The 12,105-nt window shown below is 46.1% G+C and carries 9 protein-coding genes; 6 read left to right on the plus strand and 3 right to left on the minus strand.

The genetic code is table 11. The features are described 5' to 3' along the window. The first annotated feature begins 170 nt into the window (after positions 1 to 170). Positions 171 to 809 (plus strand): DUF4442 domain-containing protein, encoded by a 639-nt coding sequence (locus tag EGV92_RS06585; RefSeq protein WP_131668428.1) that lies wholly within the window; start codon positions 171 to 173, stop codon positions 807 to 809. Between the two features lie 222 nt (positions 810 to 1,031). Here EGV92_RS06585 and gspE read toward each other — a convergent pair whose 3' ends face one another. Next, the gene (gspE, locus tag EGV92_RS06590; protein ID WP_131668429.1) at positions 1,032 to 2,564 is read right to left on the minus strand and encodes a type II secretion system ATPase GspE; all 1,533 of its coding nucleotides are present in this window, start codon (positions 2,562 to 2,564) and stop codon (positions 1,032 to 1,034) included. Between the two features lie 393 nt (positions 2,565 to 2,957). Between gspE and EGV92_RS06595 the strand changes: the two genes are divergently transcribed. Together EGV92_RS06595 and EGV92_RS06600 are read left to right on the plus strand one after the other, a co-directional pair. Next, the gene (locus EGV92_RS06595; protein ID WP_131668430.1) at positions 2,958 to 3,785 is read left to right on the plus strand and encodes a thiazole synthase; all 828 of its coding nucleotides are present in this window, start codon (positions 2,958 to 2,960) and stop codon (positions 3,783 to 3,785) included. A gap of 367 nt (positions 3,786 to 4,152) precedes the next feature. Continuing rightward, the gene (locus EGV92_RS06600) at positions 4,153 to 5,544 is read left to right on the plus strand and encodes a WS/DGAT/MGAT family O-acyltransferase (protein ID WP_131668431.1); all 1,392 of its coding nucleotides are present in this window, start codon (positions 4,153 to 4,155) and stop codon (positions 5,542 to 5,544) included. A gap of 123 nt (positions 5,545 to 5,667) precedes the next feature. On the opposite strand, the gene EGV92_RS06605 is transcribed toward EGV92_RS06600, so the two are convergent. Then, positions 5,668 to 6,495, minus strand: coding sequence for an inositol monophosphatase family protein (locus EGV92_RS06605; RefSeq protein WP_131668432.1), 828 nt, complete (start codon positions 6,493 to 6,495; stop codon positions 5,668 to 5,670). A 188-nt stretch (positions 6,496 to 6,683) separates the two neighbouring features. Next, positions 6,684 to 8,798 (minus strand): 1-deoxy-D-xylulose-5-phosphate synthase, encoded by a 2,115-nt coding sequence (dxs, locus tag EGV92_RS06610; protein WP_131668433.1) that lies wholly within the window; start codon positions 8,796 to 8,798, stop codon positions 6,684 to 6,686. A gap of 514 nt (positions 8,799 to 9,312) precedes the next feature. Between dxs and ribA the strand changes: the two genes are divergently transcribed. The 3 genes from ribA (at position 9,313) to EGV92_RS06625 (ending at position 12,092) form a co-directional block, all read left to right on the plus strand. Next, complete coding sequence (ribA, locus tag EGV92_RS06615; RefSeq protein WP_131668434.1) at positions 9,313 to 10,014, plus strand: GTP cyclohydrolase II; 702 nt, start codon at positions 9,313 to 9,315, stop codon at positions 10,012 to 10,014. Positions 10,015 to 10,210: 196 nt separating this feature from the next. Further along, entirely contained in the window at positions 10,211 to 11,203 is a 993-nt protein-coding gene (gene hemF, locus EGV92_RS06620; RefSeq protein WP_207401749.1) for an oxygen-dependent coproporphyrinogen oxidase, read from the plus strand. A 406-nt stretch (positions 11,204 to 11,609) separates the two neighbouring features. Beyond that, a complete protein-coding gene (locus EGV92_RS06625; RefSeq protein ID WP_131668436.1) occupies positions 11,610 to 12,092 on the plus strand; it encodes a c-type cytochrome in 483 nt (160 codons plus the stop codon). Positions 12,093 to 12,105: the final 13 nt, after the last annotated feature.

The following is a 12,105-nucleotide window of genomic DNA, read 5'->3' on the forward strand; positions in this document are numbered from 1 at the left end:
TTTACCCGTATATTCTACGATAATACCTATAGATTATCATTTTACTGTACACCTCACCGATCATTCTATAAGAACCTAGCTGCTAACGACCCTTGACTAGGTCTCAATGTACGAGCGATCCTTATAGTTGTAGTAGATGAGTAGATAAAAAGCATCGAAAAGGAGACCATATGCTAGGGCCCATCAATAATTTACCCAAGAAACTTGTTAGTACTCTTACGGAGACCAAAACGCCCTCCTACTCAGCACCAACCAGCAACTTAAAGCCAATAAACAATCAATTTACCAAGTTTTTAAGCGTGACAAAATACTTACCAGCCAGCGTCAGATCCTCCGTACTGTCTAAGGCCTTTGGCAAAGTAGTGCCCTTTGTAGGAACGGCAGGCGTGTATTACGAGACCGTTACCCCAAATCAAGTAGTCGTTAGCCTAAATAATGACAAATCAGTACAGAATCATATTGGCACTATCCATGCTGTCGCTATTACCTTATTGGCTGAAACGGCCACTGGCTTTATCCTAGGCTTAAACCTACCTACCGATCGGGTACTATTGGTCAAATCTTACCAAGTGAATTTTTATCGCCCTCTTAAAAAAGGCCAAGTAGCGGCTATCGCCACTCTCAGTGACGAGCAGCGCCAACATATTTTGGACACGCCAAAGGGCGAGATGGTCATCCCTTGTGTCATTGATGATCGAGAGTCTGATAGCGATCGTGAACCGATCAGCGTCGAGATGATATGGGCGTGGATTCCCAAGTCAGAGCTTGAGGCACGCCAGACAGGTCAGTCAGCTACTACTGCATCATAGCCGCTACGTCATTACCAATTAATAATCCACCAACCCACTAATTTAGTGGGTGCGATGCTATGTCGCTCCCAGACATTATCACTAAGCAGCATTATACATGGGTATGCGACTGATAAGCGCCTTTCTAGCTTATAGGGCGTACCCTCGATACATCACTACAGAGATTGTAAGAGCTGCGCCTAAGTTGCCTAAAGTAAGATTAAAAAGCTGAATGATACAATCTCAGCTTACTCTTTCGTGACTTTCCACATAACCTTGGCTGCTCTCTTTGGTCACGCGCAATACCTCTTCAAGTGTGGTCTTGCCCGCGAGTACTTTTCGTAGCCCATCGGCACGAATTGACGGGGTCTTTTGCCGCGCATAAGCTTCCAAGTCAAACTCAGCGGTATTGCTATGGATCATTTGCCGCAAGGTATCATCCACAGGAACAACTTCATAAATCGCTGTTCGACCTTTAAATCCTGACTGATTACACTTCTCACAGCCTTTAGCTTTAGGCAATTGAATTGCCGGCGGTGTGCTTATGTTAATCTCACTAAATAGCTTGGCCTGCTCAGGATCAGCGGGCTGCCATGAGTGACAGTGCGGGCACAAGGTACGTACCAGTCGCTGCGCCACTACCCCAATAAGGGAGGATGAGAGTAAAAACGGCTCTACCCCCATATCCTGTAGCCGAGTCACTGCACCAATGGCAGTATTGGTGTGCAATGTGGATAGTACCAGATGCCCAGTCAATGAGGCTTGCACCGCAATTTCGGCAGTCTCAAGATCACGAATCTCACCGACCATTACCACATCAGGATCTTGGCGTAGCATGGCGCGAAGACTCTTAGCAAAGGTCATATCCACCTTATTATTGACCTGAGTCTGACCTATCCCATCAAGCTGAAATTCAATAGGGTCTTCAGCGGTTAAGATATTGCGGGTCTGATCATTGAGGTCAGTAAGCGCCGCATACAGGGTAGTAGTCTTACCCGATCCCGTCGGCCCTGTCACCAAAATAATGCCATGCGGACGGTGAATGAGCTGCTTAAGCTCAGTATAATCTTTGTCTGATAAACCAAGATAAGTCATGTTCAGCCGGCCCGCCTGTTTATCAAGGAGGCGCATCACCACTCGCTCACCAAAGCTTGAGGGCAGGGTTGAGACTCGAACATCCACCTCACGACCTGCAAGGCGCAGACTGATTCGGCCATCTTGCGGTACTCGCTTTTCGGCGATATCTAGTCTAGCCATAACCTTGATTCTAGAGACCAGTAGCGGTGCTAGCTGGCGCTTAGGGCTGACAATCTCTTTGAGCTCACCATCCACGCGAAAGCGAACCACAAGCCGCTTCTCAAAAGTCTCAATATGAATATCTGAAGCATTTAAGCGTATAGCCTCGGATAACAGCGCATTAATTAAGCGAATAATCGGCGCGTCATCTTGCTGATCCATTAGATCTTCAGTTTCGGGCACACTATCGGCCAAGCTGACCAAATCTGGATGGTCTTCAAGTCCAGCGGCAATGTGCTGCGACTCTCCTGTATTGCCCGCATAAGCCGCTGCTAGCCGCTTTTCGAACTCATCTTCGCTCACACTCTCAAATTGTGGCTGCTCGCTAATCCCCTGCTCACTCAAAAAACGCATCGCCTCATTGATAGCAGGCAGTGGTGTGCCATTGGTTATTACCAACGTTGATGGCTGCTGAGGATCAACATTAGGAATAGACAATAGTTTGTGTCTTTTTGAAAAGCTATAGGGTAGTAACAACATAATAAAGGCTCAGTTTAAGCAAAAGAATCTTAATAGCCGACATATATTAGCTGATTTCGTTAATATGAGTAATCGGTCTAAGTAAGAGGATAGGATTTGTTATAATGAATTTTAAGCCTACAATCTTTGACAGGCACCTAATTAAATAGTGATTAGCTGATTATAGCGTGATGCTTTGCCGTAATACTACCTATGCTGATAGTCTGCTTTATCAATAATTTTTATTAATAAGGTAACCGAGCACCAATAAGATGATTTATTAGGGAAAAATAGCGCTAGAATACCAGCTTGAATGTCGTTTAGGTTTACTCATCATTTTTATAAAGCTATTGTTCTGTAAGAGTTTATTGGCTTACCTTTATCTATTTTTACTCATTTTAATGGTAATAATTTATGACTGATACAACCACCTCCTCTCAATCTGCAGATTCAGCATTGACTAACGATGTATTAAAGATAGGCCAGCGAAGTTTCTCTTCACGATTACTCGTAGGTACTGGCAAGTATAAAGACCTGACAGAAACTGGCGCCGCTATTGAGGCCTCTGGCGCTGAGATCGTGACTGTCGCTATTCGGCGCACCAATATCGGGCAGCACACCGATCAGCCAAACTTACTTGATGTTATTTCACCCGATAAATACACTATCTTGCCCAATACTGCTGGCTGTTTTGATGCCGATACTGCAGTACGAACTTGTCAATTGGCTAGAGAGTTGTTGGATGGTCACAACTTAGTCAAGCTTGAGGTGCTTGGCGATAAAGATAACTTATACCCCAACATTACTGAGACACTCAGCGCAGCACGGACGCTTATTGACGATGGCTTTGATGTCATGGTTTATACCTCTGACGACCCCATAGTTGCCAAGGAGCTTGAGAGTATGGGCTGCGTCGCTATCATGCCCTTAGGCAGCTTAATTGGCTCAGGACTGGGACTGCTGAACCGGCATACGCTTAGCTTGATCATCGATAATGCCTCTGTGCCTGTACTGGTCGATGCTGGTGTTGGCACTGCCTCTGATGCGGCAATTGCTATGGAACTGGGCTGTGATGGGGTGTTGATGAACTCAGCTATCGCTTATGCTAAGGACCCCGTTATGATGGCGCAAGCTATGAGACATGCCATTTTGGCAGGGCGAGCCGCTCATTTTGCAGGCCGGATGCCTATGCGCCAAATGGCTCGAGCCAGCTCGCCGCAAACAGGTTACTTTTTTCAGTAACAAGATAACTTATCCATAAACGACCTATAAATGACAGACTCAAGGCTTGCTCCAGAATTACTGAGGACATTGTTGTCACCTTGAGTCTTTTATGACTTGTTGATTAGTGACTTTATACCTGTCTCTCGCTTAAAGTATCAGCTTGAAAGCCAGTGGCTATAGATGAGTGTTTGTATTTAACAAGCCATATTATATTAGATCCATACTGGTGGTTATTGATGGAGAAAAAGCCTCGTTTGGCTGATCTAAGACAAGGATGTTATAGGGGAATGCTGCCACTTACTTAAGTATTAAGGCAATCTCAGGACGAGAAGAAACAGCATTTGAAAGATTTATACCCATTTTGGGTCATTTTTAAGGAATGTTCATGCGATTGTTAACCGCAGTCGACCAGCTCTTTTTATTATTAGAGTCACGAAAACAGCCCATGCATGTGGGAGGGCTGTTTTTGTTTGAGCTCCCAAAAGACGTCGATAAAGAATTTGTCTATCAACTGGTGCGTCAGATGCAAACCTCATCGATACCGCCAGCCTTTCCATTTAATCAAGTCCTTGAAAAGCTAGCTTTTTGGCAGACGGATGAAGACTTTGATGTTGATCATCACTTTCGTCATATCGCCCTTCCTAAACCTGCACGAATCCGCGAGCTGCTCATGTACATCTCCAAAGAGCATGGCCGCTTGCTGGACCGCGCCAAGCCACTATGGGAATGTCATATCATTGAAGGTATTTTGCCACAGTCACCAGAAGCGCCAGAGCGATTTGCCTTATATTTTAAGATTCATCACTCGCTGGTCGATGGTGTCGCTGCTATGCGGCTGGTCAAAACCTCATTATCGCAATCTCCCGATGAGACCTTAAGCTTGCCTATTTGGGCATTGATGACTCGTCACCGCTACCAAGTGGACGCCCTATTGCCGCCTAAGGACTCTTTGTTTGATACTCTAAAACGCCAAGTTGGCTCATTAAAGTCCGTCAGTCGCGAGCTTAAAAACAGCTTTTTACAGCGTAATGATGCTGATTATATCGGTACTTTTGATGCACCCAGTAGTATCTTAAACCAGCGCATATCAGCATCTAGACGAATTGCTGCGCAGTCTTATGACTTTAGCCGCTTTGATGGTATAGCAAAACAGCTCAATGTCAGCTTAAATGACGTCATACTTGCCGTCTGTGGCGGCGGACTTCGTCGCTATCTATTAACTATCGATGCCCTACCTGAGAAGCCATTGATTGCTTTTGTGCCGGTATCATTACGCGAAGACAATAGCGCCACAGGCAATCAGATTTCATTCTTACTGTCTAATCTTGGTACGCACCTACATGACCCTGTACGCAGGCTAGCGATTATCCATCGTAGTATTAATAATGGTAAGCGCCGCTTCAAGCGCATGAACCAAACTGAGATTATCAATTACAGTGGCATTGCTTATGCTTGGGAAGGCCTGAACCTTATCACCGGGCTATTACCGAAAAAGCAGGCTTTTAACCTAGTTATCTCTAACGTTCCTGGGACTAGAAAGCCTCTGTACTGGAATGGCGCAAAGCTACAGGCCCTCTACCCTGCCTCAATCTTATTCGACGGTCAAGCACTCAATATTACCCTAGCCAGCTATCTAGATAAAATCGAATTCGGTATTACCGCTTGTAGCAAGGTGCTACCGAGTGTTCAAGACATACTTCAACACATTGAAGATGAGCTGGTAGCCTTTGAAACTATCTGTGAAGAGCAGCGCATCGGTCTTCGAGAGAAGTGGTAGACCTAAAGCCAAGCTAACTCAACAGCTAAGCAGCAATAGCTAGCACAAAAAAACGGTCTTGTTAGACCGTTTTTTTTTGATAATAGTTTCAAAAAGTACTACCGTTCAGTTAGCATGAATCGGTTAAACCGCGTCGCCCCAAACAGGAACCACCATCTTCATAAGTGGCTTGAGTAATTTCACATTGCAGGCGAAGATTGAACCCGTTTGCATGGCGTCATGCGCGCCTTTGTGATCGACGACCACACCGCGAGCTTCTGTTACGATCAGCTCACCAGCAGCGATGTCCCAAGGCTTTAGTGCCATCTCAAAATAGCCATCAAAGCGGCCTGCTGCCACGTAGCATAGATCTAGAGCTGCTGAACCCAGCCGGCGCACTTGTCCACCCGCCTCACTGATCTTTTGCAGCGTCTCAAAATGCTGCTTAGCATAGGAGACCACTTCACCACTGCGCTGACGCTCTAAAGGGTGACCTGTCGTAAATAAACCACCCTCGATGGTCTTACGCTCACTTACGCTGATACGGCGCTGGTTTAACCGTGCCCCTTTGCCGCGGCTGGCAGAAAACATCTCATCACGAACTGGATCATAGACGACGCCGTGTTGGGTTACGCCTTTATGCTGAACGGCGATAGACACACAAAAGTGCGGCACACCATGAACGAAATTTTGCGTACCATCTAGAGGGTCAATAACCCAGCACCAATCTGCATCTTCACCAACTCCTTCTTGCATACCAAATTCTTCACCCAAAAATGAATGATTGGGATAACTGTTTTTCAGGGTAGCAATGGTCAGCTCTTCACTGAAGCGATCAATTCGGGTCACCAGACCATCCAAGCCCTTTGACTCGATATCAAGCTCAATCTTATGTCGGTTCAAATGTGCGTTTAAGATCTCTGTTCCGACTTTTTCGGCAGCTCGTGCTGCCATAACGACCATGGGTTCCATATATAACCTATTTAACAGTATGGGTGAATGATATTGGGAAAATGATTATTGGGTAATTGGTGCTAAATGTTAATCAAATGATAAGGGATGACTATTAATAGATAAACCGCTATAAAATAATAGCCATAAATAATGACCAAAGGCTGGCACACAAGTGGAATTACCCTTGCTAACCGTCTTTGATCATCTTATTGAATAAAGGTCTTTAGCTGAGCGAGAATTCCCGCTTCATCTAGACCACAGTCAGCCAACTGCTCTTCGTGCGTACCATGAGCGATAAATCTATCCGGAATGCCGATATTCAATATTGCTGGTCGGCGACACGCTGCAGTGCTTTTTGCCGAGCTGTTTTGCCAATACGTGGCAGAGGGTGAGAGTAAATACTCATTGACAGCACTGCCAGCGCCGCCCATGACAGCATGCTCTTCTAATGTGGCAATATGAGTCACACCTTGCGCGATTAACTCATCGATCAACTGAGCATCAAGGGGCTTCACCCAGCGCATATTGACCACGGTAATTTGGCAGTCTGAGCGCTCCGTCATCAAGGTGTTGGCCGCCTGCTTTGCCGTCTCTGTCATAGCACCAAAGGCCAGTAATGCAAGCTTGATAGCAGCCTGTGCCTTACCCTGAACTGATTCAATCACACCGCGGCCAACCGAATACTCAGTAGCCGGTTTGATAATAGCAGCGCCACTCCCAGTACCACGTGGATAGCGCACTGCCGTACAGCCTGTATACTCATAGCAAGTATTGAGCAGCTGATAGCATTCATTTTCGTCTTTTGGCGCAGCGATTACCATATTGGGTATACAGCGCAAATAAGCGAAATCAAAGACCCCAGCATGTGTCGCGCCATCTTCTCCAACCAGACCCGCTCTATCAATAGCGAACATGACATCGAGATTTTGCAAAGCCACATCATGGATTAACTGATCATAGCCGCGCTGCAAAAAAGTAGAGTAGATAGCAACGATTGGCTTCACGCCTTGGGTCGCCATACCAGCTGCCAATGTCACCGCATGCTGCTCAGCAATTGCCACATCAAAGAAGCGCTCAGGGAAACTGCGGGCAAAGTCAGTCATACCCGATCCCTCTTCCATCGCTGGAGTAATCGCTAATAAATTGGGATCGTCATTGGCTTTATCGCACAAAAACTCACCAAAAACTTGAGAGTATTTCTTCTTTTTCGCAGGAGTTTTATCCGGTGTCTGGTTCGATTCCGTATTTTCTGCTTGTTTGTTATCAGAGGGAGAGCCACTCAGCTCGGTCGGCAGTTTGCCAATAGCGTGATAGCCAACAGGATCGGCCTCCGCAGGGGCAAAGCCTTTGCCCTTAGTGGTATAAATATGCACTAGCACAGGTCCAGCGACTTTTTTGGCTCGGCTGAGTACCCGTAGCAACTCAGGTAAGTTGTGGCCATCAAATGGACCAAAGTAGGTAAAGCCAATGGCCTTAAAGACATTGTCCGCGACTTGCGGCACATCACGCTCTTGGTGATGGCGCATGCGCCGTTCATGGTCATGCATGTTCGGGCGCAGACACAGCTTAGGCTTGCCAGATTCGGTAATATCGACCTGATAGCCTGACTCCCAAAGCATAGCCAAATGCCGTGAGAAGCCGCCGATGGCGCAGGATATCGACATATCATTATCATTAAGGATGACGAGCAGATCAGCATTTTGCTGGACTGCATCATTCATAGCCTCAAATGCCATACCACCGGTCATCGCCCCATCACCGACCACACAAGCTACTTTCTCAGACTTACCCAGATGTCGCAGCGCCAAACTAATGCCAAGGCCGGCTGAGATAGCGGTGGAGGAGTGGCCAACGCCAAAAGTATCAAAATCAGACTCTGCGCGCTCAGGAAAAGCCGTCAAGCCATCTTTGGCTCGAATAGTGGCCAATTTATCTCGGCGACCGGTCAATACTTTATGGGCATAGGCTTGATGACCCACATCCCAGACCAGCTGATCTTTTGGTGCGTTCAGGAGATAATGCAAGGCGATAGTCAGCTCAACGACACCCAAATTGGCCCCAAAATGACCGCCACTTTGTCCCGCTGAATACAATAAAAAAAGGCGCAGCTCATCAGCAAGATCAATCAATTGATCCTGAGTTAAGCTTTTAAGATCATCAGGTGCATCAATACGATCTAATAACGGCGTTGCTGGCCGTGACCGTGGTATCTCTGAGTAAACCTGCTGCATATGCTGGGTTGTAAGCGGGTTAATGGCAGCATCTTGATACGTTGATGATAATGATGACCTAGACTGTAAGGAGCGGGGTGTCTGCTGCATAAACCGTACTTTACCTACCAATCTACTGACAAGCTGCCTAGATAATATTATAAGATATTATCTATGACCTTTGCATAAATTACCCAGTTTTGATTAATAGAACTCAAGAAATGGGTAATGACTTGTCACTGTGTCCATTAAAATAGTATGGCATAATAGCATTTTTTTTTATCAGCCGCTTTATTCATCGCGGCAAGACTGTGAAATTTGTGTGATTTGGCTAGATTGTCCCCATATAAGGATTATCGGCTTATAATCATGGCTTATTATTGACACGCTACTATAGATGTATAGTCATGAAATACAGTCAATAAATACCATCAGCAAATTGAGCTATAGTTAACCCTATTTAACTGATACCTTGTGAGTCACTATTGTCCATTTATTGGCTAGCAGTCATGCTAACTTAAAGTTACGTCAATGCGCTTTAGCGACTCGATAACAAATCTACCGTGGGTCGACTATAATTAGGGACTTAAAAATTTTCTTTTCTATCGTTGTAGTCAGGACTTGAATGTCATACCAATTTATCACCAGTGCAAAACTACCGACCAAACATGGCGACTTCGATATTCATATCTTTGAGAATGACGCCGGTGATGAGCATGTAATGCTCACAGTCGGATTGCCTGTCACGTCGCCTAACTCCTCAGAAGCTAATACTACGACACAAGCTGTAACCAAGCTTGCTGCTGATACGTTACAGCAGACTGAGCCATCAGCGGCGCCGCTACAAGCGAGTGCCTGCAAAGCGCCACTGGTTCGGATCCATTCAGAATGCTTAACCGGAGATGCCTTTGGCTCGCTAAAGTGCGACTGCGGACCACAGCTTAATGCAGCTATGAAAGCTATACAGCAGGCAGGCTGCGGCGCGATATTGTACCTGCGTCAAGAAGGCCGCGGTATTGGCTTGACCAATAAAATCCGTGCTTATGCGCTACAAGATCAAGGGCACGACACTTTAGATGCCAATTTGCTGCTCGGACTGCCTGGGGATGCTAGGGTCTATGATATGTGCGCCCCTATGTTGGCTCATGTCGGTATCGATACTCTTCGGCTCCTGACGAATAACCCCAACAAAGTCTCTTATTTGACCAAGCATGGCATCAAAGTAAGCGAACGAGTGCCCCTCTTCGTTGGTTTAAATGATCATAACAGTGGCTATCTTGCGACCAAGCGTGACCGGATGGGCCATTTATTTAACGAAGAGCTTTAATTCATAAAAAGCGCTAATTGGTCACACTAGCTTCATTTGTTACCTTAGCGAGTCAAGACGATTATTGAGCGTCACAACGTTATACGGATAGACAGCAATAAACTTACTCTCAAAATCCTGATTGTTTTCAGGCTAACAGGATAAGTATCTAGCAGACTCCAGCTACCAAACCTTTTCACTCAGTATGGATGTACTTATGTGTGCCTCACCCTCTTCAACTAAAGATATAGCTGCTAATGCAGCGCCGACTGCCAATCATATTGCCCAAGTTCGCGCCTTCTTATTAGATCTACAATCGCGAATTTGCCAAGCTCTCGAGGCGCAAGAAGCAGCGGCTGGTGGTCAGACTAAGTTTGTTGCTGACGATTGGCAACGCCCAGAGGGCGGCGGCGGACGCTCTTGTGTCATGGCAGGTGGCGACGTTATCGAAAAAGCTGGGGTGATGTTTAGCCATATCCATGTCAAAAACCTGCCCGCTTCCGCGACCGCAAGACATCCCAACATAGCAGGGCGTAAAGCTCAGGCACTCGGGGTATCTCTCGTCGTCCATCCCAAAAATCCTCACGTTCCCACCAGCCATGCCAATGTCCGATTATTTATCGCTGAGGCGGAAGGTGAGACCCCCATCTGGTGGTTCGGTGGCGGCTTTGACTTGACGCCATTTTATCCGGTACTTTCCGACTGTATTCATTGGCATCAGGTCTGTCATGATCTGTGCGCCCCCTTTGGCGACACCATCTATGATGATTTTAAACAGTGGTGCGATGAGTACTTCCACCTACACCATCGTCATGAACAGCGCGGAGTAGGCGGTTTGTTTTATGATGATGTCAATACCGACAGCCGTGGCTGGGACTTTGCCACTTGCTTTGAGTTTATGCAAGCCGTAGGTAATGGCTATCTTAAAGGCATTATTCCTATTTTTGAGCGTCGCCGTGATACCCCATACTCCGAAGCGCAGCGCGAATTCCAACTGTACCGACGGGGCCGCTATGTTGAGTACAATTTAGTCTATGACCGCGGTACGCTATTTGGCTTACAAAGTAACGGGCGTATCGAGTCTATTTTAGTTAGCCTACCCCCTTTGACCGGTTGGCAATACCGATATGAACCTGAGCCAGGCAGTCCCGAATTTGAGCTGACCGACTTTTATTTAAAGCCTCAAGATTGGCTAAGCTTAGCACCTTAAGACTTAGCAAGAGTATTGGCGCAGTCTCTAAAGCGCTCTAGGGTGTTCAATAGTTATTGTCCGCCAAGGTACTGTTTTCATAGCCTTTTAACCGTCTTGGTCACTCAGAGTCTATCTGGTTTTAATCGTTTTATTCCAGCGTTTTTATCCAGCCATAGCTTAATACGTCTAGTGTTAAGCTATTTTTATGAGATTAACTTAACTTCTCATTAGCTTTCATAATCTTAGCTTAATACTGACCTTTAGAAAGATAGTCCTAAATAGACAGCTGTTTTTTTACAATGATTCAATTTAACATCGCATGTATTACTGGTAATGTCCGGTTTATGCAGCCAAAGATGCATAGATAGCTACCCTTCAACTGGTAACTGTCTAACCTCTATTAGCCCCAGAACAAGGAGATCCTATGTCATTTTTTACTGACCTACTTTCTAACAATACCTCTAAAAAAAGCCTTGCCCTGCCGTTGGTAATATCCGCAGCACTACTAAGTGCGTGTAACGGCGCACCAAGCAACCCTGATGTCAAGGCCCGACAAGATATGATGAAAAACTGGGGTGATGCTATGGGCGTCATGGGTGATATGGTAAAAGCACCTGATACCTTTGATCCTGAAGTGTTTAAAGAACAAGCGGCCTTCTTGGCCAATGATGCCAAAAATCCTTGGCCACATTTTGAAGATGAGAGCGCAGTCGGTCATGCGACCAAGGCAGTTTGGAGTGATGCTGATGGCTTTCGCAGTGAATCAGAAAATCTGCAAAAGGTGGCGAGTGAGCTAAACGCCGCGGCGCAAAATGCAACCAGTGTGGCAGACGTTGAAGCTGAGTTTAAAGCGGTCGGTGGCTCTTGTAAGTCTTGCCATACTGACTACAAGGTCAAAGACGACTAAGGCTCTCCATACT

Origin of the sequence: Psychrobacter pygoscelis (assembly GCF_004335015.1) — a bacterium.
In the GTDB taxonomy this organism is placed as follows: domain Bacteria; phylum Pseudomonadota; class Gammaproteobacteria; order Pseudomonadales; family Moraxellaceae; genus Psychrobacter; species Psychrobacter pygoscelis.